A 16,865-nucleotide genomic window follows, 5' to 3' on the forward strand; every position below is an offset into this window, starting at 1 on the left:
TTCCATTATATCGTATCTTTTAAGAAGTTAGCAAACTTCAAAACAAGTTCGTCATTATTTTTTGCTGCCGTAATTTGTAATCCAGTTTCTGTACCTTGTGGCACTGTTAACGTTGGTAATTGCCCTAAACTAAATCCAACTGTATAAGCATCAGACAAATACATTGCTAACGGATCTTTTAAACTATCGCCTATTTTTGGTGGTGATTTTGGTGTTACTGGTGATAAAATAATAGCAACTTCTTTAAAATCTTTTTCAAAATTAGCTGCAATTTGATCTCTCAAACTCAATCCTTTTAAATAGATTTCATCAGAAAAACCTTGAGATAATACTTGATTTCCACCAACAATTCTACGTTTTGTTTCTTCAGAAAAATTATCTGAACGTGTAATAGAATATGTGTCTTTTAAAGTATCGCCTTCTATTCTATTTCCGTAATTGGTACCATCTAATCTTGATAAATTTGAAGCTGTTTCTGCCATTGCCAACGTATAATAGGTAGAAACTAAAGTATCAGATTCAAAGAAATCTAATTCTTTTACTTCAATTCCTTTGGCTTTTATTTTTTCTATGGATGCTAAAAAATCTGCTTTTACTTGGGCATCAATCGCATCATTTTCAATAAAGTTTTTAAAATATCCAATGGTTTTAATTTCATCAGCATTTAAAATAGTTTCTTCTGATATTGTTTCTGATTGATACGTGGTTTGATCTTTACCATCTTTACCACTCATTACATTTAAAACAATTCTAATATCTTCTATCGACTTTGCAATTGGGCCAACACAATCTGTAGACGATGCATACGCCATTAATCCAAATCTAGAAATTCTTCCGTACGTTGGTTTTAATCCGTAGATTTTATTGTAACCTGCCGGTTGACGAACAGAACCTCCTGTATCTCCACCAATTGAAAAAACCGTAAAGTCTTTGGCTACATTTACAGCAGAACCTCCACTAGAACCACCGGAAACCAACTCTGTATTTATTGCGTTTTTAACGGCTCCGAAAATGGTGTTTTCTGATGATGAACCGTGTCCGAAAGAATCACAATTTTCTTTTACTAACGGTATTGCACCTGCATCAAACAATTTCTGAATGGCAGTTGCCGTATAAGGAGATTTGTATTTTTTTAATAAATCTGAACTCGCCGTTGTTAAAGTTCCTTGTACCATGTACACATCTTTAATTCCGAACGGAATTCCTTCTAACAAACCAATTTCTTGTCCGTCTGCAATTTTAGCATCTACTTTTGCAGCCAAATCTAGCGCCAAAGTATCTAACAAAGAATTTACAGTATTGTGTGTGTTTTGTTTTAATAAATCTAATCTTTCTTGCACTAATTGCGTACAAGTAATTTCTTTATTCACCAATTGCTGATGAATTTTTTGTATTTGCGATTCCATATTATTCTTCTATCACTTTAGAAACTACTAAAAAGCCGTTTTTTTCTTTTGGAAAATTCTCAATGATGATTTGCTTTTCCGCTTGCGGACTATCAATTACAACATCTTCTCTTAAATCATCTAAAGAAACGGCATTATTATGATTGGTATTAAAAGTAGAATTTGATGTATTTGCTTTTTTAATTACATCAAATAATTGATTCACCGATTCCGATGGTTTTGCTCCTTTAATGCTAGACAAAATGTCTACCGTCATTATTTTGCTCATATCTTTAATTTTATTTTAAGATCCTGAAACGTACTGAAACGAATTCAGCATAAAAGTTCAGGACATGAAAAAAGCCTTCCAATTTGGAAGGCTTTATTTATATATTTCTAAACAACAACCTTCTTACCCTAACAATTAGGATTATTGAAATTACGATTGTTATTATTGTTAATCATTTTTATTAAACTTACGACAAATATATACAGAAAATATGGTACTAAAACCTCTTTTTTATGTTTTTATAAAGTCGTTGAAGTATTAGTAAAATATTCATTATTAATTACAGATAAAACAAATTAAAGTCTAAAAGCCCTATATAAATTTAAAATATAGCGATACATAAAATTTTTGCTCCTATTTTTTTTATTTATTATTAGAGAATACTTTGCTACAATTTGCTTTTTTTTGACCTTAATGTGTTCTTCTCAAAAATCAAAATAAAAGTTTTAAGCTATTTTAAACAATGGTTAGTTTAAAACTTTAAACAAGAAACATCAAAATTGAATATAAAACCATTTTTAAGCGATTTAAAGCATTTTTACAAAATTAACAAATGTTGATAATTTTAAGCTAAAATCAATAAAAAGCTTTTAAAAGCACTTTTTAAGTCGTAAATTTGATAGTTCTGAAACGCTGTTTTTATAGTTGCGTTTCATCAATCTAAAAAACTATTAATTCACTTTATATAATATAATGAGCGAAGAAATTAAAAAAGAATATGATGCTTCCAGCATTCAAGCACTGGAAGGAATGGAGCATGTTAGAATGCGTCCATCCATGTATATTGGAGACGTTGGTGTACGTGGTTTACACCATTTAGTATACGAAGTTGTAGACAACTCTATTGATGAAGCAATGGGTGGTTATTGTGATACTATTAATGTTACCATAAACGAAGACAACTCTATTACAACCAGAGATAACGGACGTGGTATTCCTGTTGGAATTCACAAAAAAGAAGGCGTTTCTGCTTTACAAGTAGTAATGACCAAGATTGGTGCTGGTGGTAAATTTGACAAAGATTCTTATAAAGTTTCTGGTGGTTTACACGGTGTTGGGGTTTCTTGTGTAAATGCACTTTCAGACCTTTTAGTAGCAACAGTACACAAAGAAGGAAAAGTTTGGCAACAAGAATACTCTAAAGGAAAAGCTTTATACCCAGTTAAAACCATTGGAGAAACTGATTTTACAGGTACAATAGTAACTTTTTTACCAGACAAATCTATCTTTAAGCAAACTACAGAATATAATTACGAAACCTTGGCAACTCGTATGCGCGAATTGTCTTTTTTAAATAAAGGAATCACAATTACGTTAACCGACAAACGTACAACTGATGATGAAGGAAATCACCCAACAGAAGTTTTTCATTCTGATGAAGGTTTACCAGAATTTATTAGATATTTAGATTCTACCAGAGAACAATTAACCGCCAATGTAATTTCAATGGAAGGTGAAAAAAATGGTATTCCTGTAGAAGTTGCTATGGTTTATAACACTTCATATGCAGAAAATTTACATTCTTATGTAAATAACATTAATACGCATGAAGGAGGTACACATTTATCTGGTTTTAGACGTGGTTTAACTAGTACTTTAAAAAAGTATGCAGATGAATCTGGATTACTTAAAAACGTAAAATTTGAAATTGCAGGTGATGATTTCCGTGAAGGATTAACCGCAATTGTTTCGGTAAAAGTTCAAGAACCACAGTTTGAAGGACAAACAAAAACCAAGTTAGGAAACAGAGAAGTTAGTGCTGCAGTATCTCAAGCAGTTTCAGAAATGTTAACTAATTATTTAGAGGAAAACCCTAATGATGCTAAAACTATTGTTCAAAAAGTAATTTTAGCTGCAACCGCAAGACACGCTGCAAGAAAAGCACGTGAAATGGTGCAACGTAAAACCGTAATGTCTATTGGAGGTTTACCTGGTAAATTATCTGACTGTTCAGAAACGGATCCGGCACAATGTGAAATTTTCTTAGTTGAGGGAGATTCTGCAGGTGGAACAGCAAAACAAGGTAGAGATAGAAATTTTCAAGCAATTCTTCCACTTCGTGGAAAAATTTTGAATGTGGAAAAAGCAATGCAGCATAAAGTTTTTGAAAATGAAGAGATCAAAAACATGTTTACGGCTTTAGGTGTTTCTATTGGTACAGAAGAAGATCCAAGAGCTCTAAATTTATCTAAAATTCGTTACCACAAAGTAGTTATTATGTGTGATGCCGATGTAGATGGATCGCATATTGCTACCTTAATATTAACCTTCTTTTTTAGATATATGAGAGAAATGGTAGAACAAGGGTATATTTATATTGCTACACCTCCTCTTTATTTAGTGAAAAAAGGGCAAAAAAGAGAATATGCTTGGGATGACAACCAACGTGATATCATTGCTCAAAATTTAGGTGGCGGAGTAAGCATCCAAAGATATAAAGGTCTTGGAGAGATGAACGCAGAACAACTTTGGGACACAACCATGAATCCTGATTTTAGAACCTTACGTAAAGTTGTTATAGATAGCGCAACAGAAGCAGACAGAGTATTTTCTATGTTAATGGGAGATGAAGTTCCACCTCGTAGAGATTTTATTGAAAGAAATGCAAAATATGCAAAAATAGATGTTTAAATAATCATCTTTTAAAGTTCATAAAAAGCCAAAATAGTTCATATTTTGGCTTTTTTTTATTTTCAACTACCCATTTATAATGATTTTTCATTGTTTTTACCCTTATTTCTTTCAGATTATTAATGTATTCAAACTTCATTTTATACATTCGCTTTTAAGAAACTAACTAAAATTAAACTTAAAGATGATGAAAAAAATAATACTAATTTTTATTAGTGCATTTAGCTTTACCTTAACTACAAATTCTCAAAGCGGCATTGAAGCAATGCTACTTGCCAATGACTCCGATAGAAATAAATTACTTGAAGCCTATTTTGACCCAGGTATGAAAAGCCTAATGTATGGCTTAAACAGCGGCTGGTTTCATACGGCTGAAGTTCACAAAACCTTAGGTTTTGACATAACAATTGGCCTAAATGCTTCTATTGTTCCTGAAAAAGATGAAATATTTAAATTTGCCGACTTAAATTTAACATCTATTTCCTCAACCTCATCCACAGCAGCAACCCTTGCGGGATCAGAAGAACAGAAACCATTGGCTTTGGTTTCTTATCAAGAAAATGGCAACATATATACCACTCAATTTACCATGCCTGGCGGTGTAAAAGAAGATTTACCAATAAGTGCAGTACCCACTCCAGCCATTCAAGTGAGTGTAGGATTACCCGCTAATTTTGAAGCTAGTCTTCGTTTAGTTCCTAGTGTTGAATCTGAAGATGTTACAGCCAATTTAATAGGATTAGGCATTAAAAAAGAAATTACAAACTTGTTTGGACCCATGGACAAATTACCATTGCATGTTGCTGTTTTAGCTGCTTATACTTCCATGAATATTGATTATGCTTTACAAAACAACAGCTCGATTCCGGGGACTAATCAAGCCGCAGAATTCAAATTAAACTCGTTTACATTTCAAGCTTTAGGATCTTTAAATTTCCCTATAATTAACATTTATGGAGGTTTAGGATATTCCACAGGTTCATCAAAACTAAATATGCTTGGAACTTATGACTTGCAATATAATGGCGGTTTTAATAAATCTATAACAGACCCAATTAATACTAAATTTAAAGTAAATAACGTAACAACAACCATTGGCGCTAGATTAAGCCTAGGTTTTTTTAAAATATTTGGCTCTTATACCTTTCAAGAATACAATACTTTAAATGCAGGAATTGCCTTTAGTTTTAGATAAAAAAACATAAAAGTCTTACCAAAAAAAAATCCTCAATAATTTGAGGATTTTTTTTTAATCTATATTCTTTCTTTAGGAAAAGACACCACTAAATACCGTCTGCCAATCCTTTTAATTTCTGAGTATTTTCCGCCAGCATTAATTCATCAATAATTTTCTGAATATCACCGTTTAAAATATTAGGCAAATCATACAATGATAAACCTATTCTATGATCTGTAACACGTCCTTGAGCATAATTATAGGTTCTAATCTTAGCACTTCTATCTCCCGAAGAAACCATAGAACCACGCTTTAAAGCATCTTCTTCATTCTTCTTTGCCAATTCCATATCGTACAAACGAGAACGCAACACCTTAAATGCTTTTTCTTTGTTTTTATGCTGAGACTTTTGATCTTGACATTGCGCCACCAAACCTGTTGGAATGTGCGTTAAACGCACCGCAGAATAAGTTGTATTTACAGATTGACCTCCTGGACCTGATGAACAGAAAAAATCAATTCGTACTTCTTTAGGATTTATTTCAACATCAAATTCTTCTGCCTCTGGAAACACCATACACGTAGCTGCAGATGTATGCACACGACCTTGTGTTTCTGTTTGAGGAACTCTTTGTACACGATGCACACCAGCCTCAAACTTTAAAGTTCCGTAAACGTCAGCACCATTTACTTCAAACTGAATTTCTTTAAAACCACCATTGGTACCTTCTGAATAATCTACAATAGAAACTTTCCAACCTTTACTTTCGCAATATTTAGAATACATTCTATACAAATCTCCAGCAAAAATACTTGCTTCATCTCCTCCTGTTCCTGCACGTAATTCTACAACTGCATTTTTAGAATCTTCCGGATCTTTGGGTATTAATAAAAACTTTATTTCATCTTCTAACTCAGGAATTCTAGTATTGGCTTCCTCCATTTCCATCTTTGCCATTTCTACCATTTCCGCATCGGAACCATCAGAAATAATTTCCTTAGCTTCTTCTATATTGCTTATTAGGTTTTGATATTCATCTCCTTTTTCAACAACACTACCTAAATCTTTATACTCTTTCATCAATTGCGCATAACGCTTCTGATCCATAATAATTTCTGGTTGAATAATTAAATCAGAAACCTCATCATAACGCTGTTTTACAATTCTTAATTTATCTAACATCTTCTGTCTTTTCTTGGAATGCGAAATTACAATTTTTATGGTTATATTTGAAGTATGCAAACTCTTTTTTATGAAATTACTCCTTTTTAGTTGTTGTTTTTTGCTGATTCTTTCTTGCAACAAGGAGATCAATAAAACATTAAAACCTACATTTTTAATAGGAGATTGGATTCGCACAAACAATAAAAAAGGAAGCACAACCTATGAAACCTGGAAAAACAACCTACAAGGATTAGGATTTACTTTGCAAGAAAAAGACACTACTTTTAAAGAAACTCTAAGTATTATTACCGTTAATGACACGCTGTTTCTAAAAGTTGAAGGGATACATGAAAAGCCAACGTTTTTTAAATTCACACAACAAACAGATACTTCTTTTGTTTGTGAAAACCCTAAAAATGAATTCCCAAAAAAAATAAAATACTCTTTAGAAAACAATCAATTAAAAGCACATGTTTCTAATGATGAATTTAACATTGATTTTGTCTTTGAAAGGTACAATACTAAATTTATGCAGTAGCAACAAAAAAATGCAATGCAACTTTTAAAACAACGCTATAGCACATTTAAAACACTACAAAACAACACATTAACTTACATTTCAACAAAAATAAAGGCATAAAAAAACCAACTAATTAATTTTATAAAAATCAACTAGTTGGAATTAAATTAAAAACAATTACTTTTTACAATCTACTTAACAACTCGCCTTTCTTGTTTTCAAATTCTTCTATTGAAAGAATATTTTTGTCTTTTAAGGCTGCTAGTTTTTCAATTTTACTAAAAATATCTTCTTCAAAATCACTAGTATTAGTAGTGTTATTAGTGAAGGCTGGTGTTTCTTTTACAACAATTGGCTCTAGATCATTCTGAACCAAATTATTATTATTATTATTATTATTAACTACCTGCTCTTGTTGAGGTTTTGGCATTTCATTTCCGCCAGAAATAATAGGCAATGTATTTAAATCTACATTTCCGTATTGACTGGTAAAAGACACTGAATACGTACCACCTTGTTGCTGTCCTACTCCTCCTATTTGATGGTCTAAGGTATCAAATACAGTTACTTTTCCATTTTGCTGAATTGCCAAACGTCTAATGTTTGAAAAAATAGCATAACTAGTATTATTTTGACTTCCAGTAGAATTAGGAAAACCTAAATCTCCCCACCAGTTACCAGACTGTGATCCATTTTCAATTTTAGGTAAAGGTTTGTATTGTATTGAACCTTGGTTTATCATATTTGATAACTCAACACAAAGTCCGTCTACTGTATTTTTAAGTTGATTGTTAAACATATCACCAACCATAGTCATACCACCTTGCATCCATTGTCCGCCTCCGCCTAACTCAGGAATATTAAACTGCGCCATTGTTCCATTACTTCTCATAAGTGCCTGCGTTAAATCTGTAACTGCATTTACACTTATTCCATATCTATTTGCTACATTCGTCATATTCTGAAAACTAGCATCTGTGAATATTGAATTCATATTATTCTCTCTTATTAATTTAAAATGTTTTTCTAACAATTTTGCTGCAAAGATAGCTTTAAGAAATTTTAATACACTTCTTTTACCTATAAGTTTTAAAAAAAAATGTTAAAAATAATTTCTCATAAATATTGTATTAAACTATTCATTTTATGAAACTTACACAAGTATCTTAGGTTAAAAAAAAATTCTAAAAATAATATGCTTTATTTTTAAGTCTTTGTATAAGTAATCAAAAAAAAGTATAATTTTACTTAAAATTTATATATCGCGATTATGCTTCTTAAATGAACAAATACATTGTTGCCAATCAACCTGAAAAATGGCTTTTTTCGATTGATAATATTACCGTAATTTCCTCACAAGAATATCTTACCAACCCTAAATATTCTACCATTAAAAAAGCACGAATATTTAACCTTTGTAAAAACTATAGCTATCAATCTAAAGGGTATTATGTTTCTCTTTTAGCTGAAGCTAGAGGACATTTAGCAATACCAACTGTAAAAAATATTGTAGATTTAAAAACACTGAAACTTGTAAAAATAGTTTCAGAAGAATTTGATGATGAAATTCAGCAAAGCTTAAAAAACATTAAATCTAGATCTTTTACTTTGAGTATTTATTTCGGTCAAAATGTTGCACAAAAATACAAGGGACTCAGCAGTTTGTTTTACAAACATTTTCAAGTGCCATTTTTACGTGTTCATTTTAATTTTAACAACAAATGGAACATACAAAGTATTGAAGCTATTTCAGAATCTGAAATACCCAATGAACACTTAGAAAGTGTGTATGAATTTGCGAATCAATATTTTTCTAAAAAACGATATGACACGCCAAAACTTACAACATCTGCTTTTGATTTAGCTATTTTAATAGACCCAAATGATCCTGCGCCACCAAGCAATGCAAAAGCCTTAAAAAAGTTTGTTGATATTGCTGAAAAAATGAATATTTATGCAGAAATTATTGAACCCAAAGACCTAAGTAGATTGTCTTCTTTTGATGCTTTATTTATACGTCAAAGTACAGAAGTAAATAATGAAGCCTATGCATTTGCCCGCAAAGCGCAACAAGAAGGCATTGCAATTATAGATTATCCGGATGCTATTTTAAAATGTTGCAACAAAGTTTTTATGGCAGAAGCCTTAAATAATGCCAATATAGCAACGCCAAAAACAATTATTGTACATAAAGATAATATAGACGCTGTTATAGAGCAAGTAGGTTTGCCTTGCGTATTAAAAGCACCCGATTCTACCTTTTCTTTTGGTGTAAAAAAAGCAAAAACAGAAAGCGAATATTACATCTTGGTCAATGAAATGTTACAAGAATCTGACCTTATTATTGCTCAGGAATTTTGCCCTTCTGATTACGATTGGAGAATTGGTATTATTGATGACAAACCATTTTTTGCCTGCAAATATTACATGGCAAAAGGACATTGGCAAATTTACAATTGGGGAGCAAAAAAGAAGAATGATCAAGATGGTGATGCCGATTGTTTGCCTATGGAAAAAGTACCCAAAAAAGTTCTAGACATGGCTTTAAAATCTGCTAAAATTATGGGAAAAGGGCTTTACGGAATAGATATTAAGGTGGTAAACAACAAACCAATGGTGATTGAAATAAACGACAATCCGAATATAGATTTTGGTGTAGAAGATGCTTTTTATGGAGATTTGGTGTATACAGAAATTCTTTCAGCATTAAAAAAACGTTTAGAATAAAATGGCTAAAAAATATAAATTATTTGAAGTATTTGGTATCGAATTAGAATACATGCTAATTCATAATACCTCTTTTAAAGTTGCACCAATTGTAGATACTTTATTGACCAAAAAAAATGGTGAACTTACTTCTGATATTGATAATGGAGCCATTGCTTGGAGTAATGAATTGGTGGCACATGTTGTAGAACTAAAAACCAACGGTCCAACGGCAGACCTTGTTCATTTATCCGAAGAGTTTCATAAAAACATTCTAGAAATTAACGCTATTTTAAAACCATTACACAGTAAATTATTACCAACGGCCTGCCATCCTTTAATGAATCCATTGCAAGACACACAACTTTGGAAACATAGTTATAGCGAAGTGTATGAGTTATACAATAGAATTTTTAATTGCAAAGGTCACGGTTGGTCTAATGTACAAAGCACCCATATTAACTTGCCTTTTTATGATGATACAGAATTTGAAAAACTGCACGCTGCCATTCGTGTTATTTTACCATTAATTCCGGGTTTAAGCGCAAGTTCACCAATTTTAGAAGGTAAATTTACTAGTTTTAAAGATACTAGATTAGAATACTACAAAACCAACCAAAAAGAGATTCCAGAAATGACAGGAAGTGTGATTCCTGAGCAAGTTTTTTCTAAATCAGCATATCACAAAACCATTTTTGATCCTATTAAAAAGCAAATTAAAAAACACGATACCCATAATATTTTAGACCATCATTTTTTAAATTCTAGAGGTGCCATTGCTCGTTTTGATAGAAATGCCATAGAAATTAGATTGGTAGACATACAAGAATGTCCGAAGGCAGATATTGCTATTTGCGTGCTTATTATTGAAGTTCTAAAACAATTAGTCAGCGGGAAACTAGCGCGTTTAGAAATGCAAAAAAGTTGGCATGAAAAAGAATTGTATCAAATTTTAAACGAAACCATAAAGGAAGGCGAAAATTATAAAATCAGTAATAAGGAATACTTGTCACTTTTTAATATTTCTGATACTAGCACTGTAAAAGAAGTATGGAAACATCTTTTTGAATTGGTAAAAGAAAATATTTCTGAAAACTATAAAGAAGCTTTAACGATCATTTTTGAACACGGAACACTAGCTACAAGAATTGAAAATGCACTTGATGATGATACTTCGGATAAAAATATTATAAACATCTATTCTCAATTAGCGAATTGCCTAGAAACCAACACTCTTTTTATCCCAAATAAATAGGAATGAAACTGGTTATAACCTGCGAACATGGAGGAAATGAAATTCCTCAAAAGTTCAATACAATTTTTAGTGACAAAGAAATTTTAAATACACACAAAGGTTATGATTTAGGCGCTTTAGATGTTTTTAACACGCTAAAACCATTGGCAATCTATACAAATTACAGCATAATAAGTAGATTATTAATAGAGTTGAATAGATCTCTTTGGCATCAAAATTTGTTTTCAGAATACACAAAAAACCTATCGGTTTTAGAGAAGAAAGACATTATTAAAACATACTATTATGTTTATAGAAATAGCGTAGAAAATCAAATTAAAACACTTATCACCAACCACAATACTGTTGTACATCTTTCCATTCATTCATTTACACCCATTTTAAATGGCAGCGTTAGAAATTGTGATATTGGTCTTTTATACGATTCATCTCATCAACAAGAAAAAAAAGTTGCTGTACAACTTAAAAAAGCATTGCATGCCATAAACCCATTATGGAATGTTCGTTTTAACTATCCGTATTTAGGAAAAGCGGACGGATTTACAACGCATTTAAGAAAGCGTTTTCATAAAAATTATATAGGCATTGAGATAGAAATAAATCAGAAATTCTCTAAAAACAACATTATGAATCTTCAACTTAAAGAGGCTGTATACAAAGCCATCTGTACGATACAAAGTTAAAAACTCACAAAACAGCTTCTACATGAGTCTTTTTTTGACGATTGAGAAATTTCATGATTTTAAACTTAATTATAAACTAGGTAAAACCTAATACAACTCTGAAATTGTTCAAAAAATAAAACTTTTAAAAAACCTAGTATAACTTACAATAAACCTAGTATAACTTACAATAAACCTAGTATTTCTTTTGAATTTAACCAAATTCTAACTTGGTTATCGTCTGATATAAAAAAACGAAAACTATTTAGTTTTCGTTTTAGGTTTGTTAAATTCTGAATGATATTTTTCTAAAAACTTCTTTTGTCTTACCATCATTTGCTGTCTTAACTTGTCAAGATCCATAAAGTCTTTTCCAAAATTACTATCAAAAAAATCATCATTAAAAAAACGTTTGCTGAAAAGTGAATCTCGAGAAAAAACATCATCAAACCACTGATTTTCAAAGCCTGAGTAATTGGTAAAGAATCTTGATTTTAAAGAATGCATTAAACTATCTCTTTCATTAGACGATAGATTATCTAACTTATTATGAGAAGACCAAGAATAAACACTATCATACTTTATTAAATTTCCATTCTCATCAAATTCTTTATCAACTTTCCAAGTTCCTTTAGGCTCTTCCTTTATGTTCGTTTTATTTTCTTCTTTTTCTGATTTTATTTTTTCATTATTTTGCCCGTTACAACTAACACTTAACAAGCCAACCATAAATAACAAAATATATTTTTTCATCACTGTAGATTTTTTGTTAAACATACGTTAGGGTTTGTTAAATAATTTTTGAACAAACCACCAGTTTCTATCATTTTAATTAATCTATGTTGGTGAAATACTTTTAATTTTCGTTCACCATTTTTATACCAAACACATTCCAAATAACTATCATTATATACCAAACCAAATATTGAATCTTTTTTTGGAACATATTTAACAACTTGCATTTTTGGAGCGGTAAGTTTTCCTTTAACTTTTACCCATTCCCCAGATTTAAATTTTCTTAGCATAACCATATAAATTTAAAGGGTTAAACGGATTATTAAGAGGATGCTGAAAAAAATCAACATCCTTCTTAATATCTACTCTAAAATTTAGTGAAACAATTATGAAATATTAATGCTTCTAGCGGGTTTTTGTTTTGCTTCTTCTTTTTTGGGTAAAAGAATACTTAAAATACCCTCTTTATAATTTGCATTAATTTTTTCATCATTTACACTTTCTGGTAAATTAAAGGTTCTTTTGAACGAAGAGTAACCAAACTCTCTACGAGTATAATTTTCTTCTTTCTGTTCATTTTCTTCTCTAATCTCTGTAGAAATTGACAAAACTAAATTGTCTATTTCAATATGGAAATCTGATTTTTTCAGCCCCGGAACTGCCACATCTACTATAAAAGCATCGGCCGTTTCTTTAATGTTTACTTTAGGTAAAGTAATGCCAGTATTAAAATTTGATTTAAATACTGATGGTAGGTCTCGATTAAAAACATCATCTAACCAATTTGACAAAGTTGGGAAGTTTTGATTTGAATTGCTGTTCGCTAAACTTCCGTTTTTAGGAACATTAACTAAATTGCTCATAATTACAAAATTTTAAATTAAACATGATTTCAAATTTGAAATCTCAATTGATTTCGACATCAATAAAACAAAAAAAATACCAAAATAAAAAAACCATATTTTCCTATTAAGATTTTCTCATAATCATATGTTTTTCTGTCATTTTTTCAAAATAATTGCCATTTTTTCACTTAAATAAATGTCAAATTGACATTTTAAATGTATTCAAATCACACTTAATACGCATATAATTTATAGTTTTTTCCAGCCTACTAACGCACATACTTCTGGATTTTCTATTCGTTTTTTAGCAGCTAAACTTTACGCTTCACTCTTTAACAACCATATACAAACTCGATATCGAGAAAAATCATTACAAAAAAAAACGCCAAATATATTTTAAATATTTGGCGTTTATAATTTCATCTATAAAATTCTATCCACATTTAGAAGAACCACAATCTTTACACGTTAAACATCCTTCTTGATAAATTAAATTTGTAGAATTACAATTATCACATGTATGTCCTTTAACCTCTGTACCATCTTCTACATAACGTTTTAAAGCACGCTGCACTCCATTTTTCCAAGAGCTTATAGACTCAGAATCGAATTGTAAACTTTGTATTAATTCTACAATTTTATCAATTGGCATTCCATGACGTATGGTTCCTGAAATTAGTTTTGCATAGTTCCAAAACTCTGGGTTAAATTTATGAGACAAGCCTTCAATAGTTGTTTTGTATCCTCTTTTATTTTCATATTGAAAATCGTAACGAGAAGATCCATCTGCATTTCTATTTTTAATGATGACTCCTTTTTCTACCCAACGCGGCATTAAAATTCCATCTTCATCATCTGCTAAACCTGTAAAAATCTCATAAGGCCTATTATCAAACAAACCAACAAAGGCAATCCATTTTTCTTTTTGATTTTGGAAACGAACTACATCTGCTTCTAAAACTTGAGGACGTTTCTTAGAAAAATTAGAGGTCGAAATTTTACCTTCTTTCTTTTCATCCGCAGAAATTAAAACACCAGATCTAGAACCGTCTCTATAAACTGTAACACCTTTACAACCAACTTCCCAAGCTTTTAAATACAACTCGCCAACCAATTCTTCCGTGGCGTCATTTGGTAAATTAACGGTAACACTAATAGAATGATCTACCCATTTTTGAATAGCGCCTTGCATTTCAACTTTGCTATTCCAATCAATATCATTAGAAGTTGCTTTGTAATATGGAGATTGTTTTACCAACTCATCTATTTCTTTTTGCGTAAAATTCTTAGAAGAATCGATGTTATTTACATCCATCCATTGTTTAAAACGATGATGAAAAACAACATACTCTTCCCAAGAATCGCCAACCTCATCTACAAAATCTACCCTTGTACCTTTATCATTTGGATTCACTTTTTTTCTACGCTTGTACACAGGCATAAACACAGGCTCAATTCCAGACGATGTTTGCGTCATTAAACTAGTAGTACCTGTTGGTGCAATGGTTAACAAAGCAATATTTCTACGCCCATGTTCTAACATTTCATAATACAGTTTACTATCTGCTTCTTTTAAACGTAAAATAAACGGATTCTCTTTTTCTCTATTGGCATCAAAAATAGAAAATGCACCTCTTTCTTTTGCTAAATTTACAGAAGCTCTGTAAGTTTCTACACCCAATACTTTGTGCACTTCGGTAGAAAAAGTATTTCCTTCTTTACTTCCGTAACGGATTCCTAAAGCCGCCAACATATCTCCTTCTGCAGTAATACCAATACCGGTTCTTCTACCTTCATAGGCTTTTTGTCTAATGTTTAACCACAAATTTCTTTCGGTAGCTTTTACCGTATCTTCTTCCGGATCTGCATCAATTTTTGCTAAAATTCCGTCTATTTTTTCTAACTCTAAATCAATAATGTCATCCATCATTCTTTGAGCAATAACAATATGTTTTTTGAATAATTCAAAATTGAATTCTGCCTTTTTTGTAAACGGATTTTCTACATAAGAAAACAAATTTATTGCTAACAATCGGCAAGAATCATACGGACATAAAGGAATCTCTCCACAAGGATTTGTAGAAACTGTTTTGTAACCTAAATCTGCATAACAATCTGGCACTGATTCATTAATAATGGTATCCCAAAATAAAATTCCCGGTTCTGCAGATTTCCATGCATTATGTACAATTTTTTTCCAAATTTTAGTAGCTTCTATTTCTTTGGTATACACAGGATTTTTACTAAAAGTTGGATATTTTTGAGTATATTTTTCATCCACTTTAACCGCTTTCATAAACGCATCGTCAATTCTTACAGAAACATTTGCTCCTGTAACTTTGCCTTGCTCTAGTTTTGCATCAATAAAATCTTCTGCATCTGGATGATTGATAGAAACAGACAACATTAAAGCGCCTCTTCTACCATCTTGCGCAACTTCTCTTGTTGAGTTAGAATAACGCTCCATAAAAGGAACAATTCCTGTGGATGTTAATGCTGAATTTTTTACAGGAGAACCCTTTGGACGAATGTGCGATAAATCATGCCCAACGCCACCTCTACGCTTCATTAACTGTACTTGTTCTTGGTCTATTTTCATGATTCCTCCGTAAGAATCAGATTCACCATTATTACCAATTACAAAACAATTAGACAAAGATGCAATTTGAAAAGGGTTTCCAATTCCTGCCATCGGACTACCTTGCGGAACAATATATTTGAAGTTTTTAATGGCATCAAAAATTTCTGATTCCGTTAACGGATTTGCATATTTCTGCTCTACTCTTGCTATTTCTGAAGCAATTCTTTGATGCATTTCATCAGGAGTACTTTCATAAATAGTATCAGAAGAATCTTTTAAAGCATATTTATTTAACCACACAGTTGCGGCTAATTCATCACCTTTAAAATAGTTAAGAGCAGCTTTTAAAGCTTCATCTCTAGAATATGTTTTTCGAGGAGCAAGCACAGTTTCCGATTTCATTATATATTGTTTTTGAAAATAGTTTTTTTGAGAAATAAATACACTGCAAATGTACAACCTTAAAAAATATAATTTTAAAAAAGTTTTCAATAAAAAATTACAAATAACTGATTTAAAGTCATTTAAAAACTTATGAACACCAAAAAGTTAACAAATAATTTATCTTTTTACAAAGCTCAAGACATACTAAATAAAACCTCTTAGTATCAGCATTTTAATAAAAAATCCACTTTATTGATAAAAGAAAAAACCAATAAAAAAAGAAAAAATGCTCTTTTAAACCGACAAAATGGCAATTAAAAATACGGAATTATGTAAAATAATTCCTTATTTTAATGTACTTTTATAAGAACTATAAATTGGGATAAGAAAAGTTTTTATTTTTATTTATGGAGTTGTAAAACATTGTCGAGCAAGTTTGCGGAAATCACTCAAACCGAAAAAATTGGAATACATAATTTTGAGTTTTTTGCTTTTAAAGTTAAAATAAACGAAAAATTTTGAACACTTTA

At 30.9% G+C, this 16,865-nt stretch carries 14 protein-coding genes; 6 read left to right on the top strand and 8 right to left on the bottom strand.

Features of this window, described 5'->3' with window-relative positions; translation table 11 throughout:
• Positions 1-5: 5 nt before the first annotated feature.
• Together ACSHW5_RS15680 and ACSHW5_RS15685 are read right to left on the bottom strand one after the other, a co-directional pair.
• Entirely contained in the window at positions 6-1,406 is a 1,401-nt protein-coding gene (locus ACSHW5_RS15680; protein WP_435677095.1) for an amidase family protein, read from the bottom strand.
• Position 1,407: 1 nt separating this feature from the next.
• Positions 1,408-1,674, bottom strand: coding sequence for a hypothetical protein (locus tag ACSHW5_RS15685; RefSeq protein ID WP_435677096.1), 267 nt, complete (start codon positions 1,672-1,674; stop codon positions 1,408-1,410).
• A 693-nt stretch (positions 1,675-2,367) separates the two neighbouring features.
• On the opposite strand from ACSHW5_RS15685, the gene gyrB reads away from it, so the two are divergent.
• Together gyrB and ACSHW5_RS15695 are read left to right on the top strand one after the other, a co-directional pair.
• On the top strand, positions 2,368-4,305 hold the full coding sequence (gyrB, locus tag ACSHW5_RS15690) for a DNA topoisomerase (ATP-hydrolyzing) subunit B (protein ID WP_435677097.1): 1,938 nt from the start codon (positions 2,368-2,370) through the stop codon (positions 4,303-4,305).
• A 187-nt stretch (positions 4,306-4,492) separates the two neighbouring features.
• Positions 4,493-5,500 carry a DUF6588 family protein gene (locus ACSHW5_RS15695; protein WP_435677098.1) on the top strand — a complete coding sequence of 336 codons (1,008 nt, stop codon included), beginning with the start codon at positions 4,493-4,495 and terminating at the stop codon, positions 5,498-5,500.
• 88 nt (positions 5,501-5,588) lie between these two features.
• Here the strand turns inward: ACSHW5_RS15695 and prfA are convergent, their stop codons facing one another.
• Positions 5,589-6,665, bottom strand: coding sequence for a peptide chain release factor 1 (gene prfA / locus ACSHW5_RS15700; protein ID WP_435677099.1), 1,077 nt, complete (start codon positions 6,663-6,665; stop codon positions 5,589-5,591).
• Between the two features lie 70 nt (positions 6,666-6,735).
• Here prfA and ACSHW5_RS15705 point away from each other — a divergent pair, with 70 nt between their 5' ends.
• Entirely contained in the window at positions 6,736-7,185 is a 450-nt protein-coding gene (locus ACSHW5_RS15705; RefSeq protein WP_435677100.1) for a hypothetical protein, read from the top strand.
• Positions 7,186-7,351: 166 nt separating this feature from the next.
• Here the strand turns inward: ACSHW5_RS15705 and ACSHW5_RS15710 are convergent, their stop codons facing one another.
• Positions 7,352-8,161: an SHOCT domain-containing protein gene (locus tag ACSHW5_RS15710; RefSeq protein WP_435677101.1), complete on the bottom strand. Its 810-nt coding sequence runs from the start codon at positions 8,159-8,161 to the stop codon at positions 7,352-7,354.
• A gap of 287 nt (positions 8,162-8,448) precedes the next feature.
• On the opposite strand from ACSHW5_RS15710, the gene ACSHW5_RS15715 reads away from it, so the two are divergent.
• From ACSHW5_RS15715 to ACSHW5_RS15725, 3 genes are read left to right on the top strand one after another with little or no spacing between them, the layout of a single operon-like run.
• A complete protein-coding gene (locus ACSHW5_RS15715) occupies positions 8,449-9,894 on the top strand; it encodes a RimK family protein (protein ID WP_435677102.1) in 1,446 nt (481 codons plus the stop codon).
• Between the two features lies 1 nt (position 9,895).
• Positions 9,896-11,128, top strand: coding sequence for a glutamate-cysteine ligase family protein (locus tag ACSHW5_RS15720; RefSeq protein WP_435677103.1), 1,233 nt, complete (start codon positions 9,896-9,898; stop codon positions 11,126-11,128).
• Positions 11,129-11,130: 2 nt separating this feature from the next.
• The gene (locus tag ACSHW5_RS15725; protein ID WP_435677104.1) at positions 11,131-11,811 is read left to right on the top strand and encodes an N-formylglutamate amidohydrolase; all 681 of its coding nucleotides are present in this window, start codon (positions 11,131-11,133) and stop codon (positions 11,809-11,811) included.
• 240 nt (positions 11,812-12,051) lie between these two features.
• On the opposite strand, the gene ACSHW5_RS15730 is transcribed toward ACSHW5_RS15725, so the two are convergent.
• The 4 genes from ACSHW5_RS15730 to ACSHW5_RS15745 form a co-directional block, all read right to left on the bottom strand.
• Positions 12,052-12,543: a hypothetical protein gene (locus tag ACSHW5_RS15730; RefSeq protein WP_435677105.1), complete on the bottom strand. Its 492-nt coding sequence runs from the start codon at positions 12,541-12,543 to the stop codon at positions 12,052-12,054.
• On the bottom strand, positions 12,543-12,815 hold the full coding sequence (locus tag ACSHW5_RS15735; RefSeq protein ID WP_435677106.1) for a hypothetical protein: 273 nt from the start codon (positions 12,813-12,815) through the stop codon (positions 12,543-12,545). Before ACSHW5_RS15735 ends, ACSHW5_RS15730 begins: the two co-directional genes overlap by 1 nt.
• A 96-nt stretch (positions 12,816-12,911) precedes the next feature.
• Complete coding sequence (locus ACSHW5_RS15740; protein WP_435677107.1) at positions 12,912-13,388, bottom strand: Hsp20/alpha crystallin family protein; 477 nt, start codon at positions 13,386-13,388, stop codon at positions 12,912-12,914.
• A 415-nt stretch (positions 13,389-13,803) separates the two neighbouring features.
• Complete coding sequence (locus ACSHW5_RS15745) at positions 13,804-16,353, bottom strand: adenosylcobalamin-dependent ribonucleoside-diphosphate reductase (protein WP_435677108.1); 2,550 nt, start codon at positions 16,351-16,353, stop codon at positions 13,804-13,806.
• Positions 16,354-16,865: the final 512 nt, after the last annotated feature.

The organism is Polaribacter sp. (assembly GCF_051251875.1).
Classification (GTDB): domain Bacteria; phylum Bacteroidota; class Bacteroidia; order Flavobacteriales; family Flavobacteriaceae; genus Polaribacter.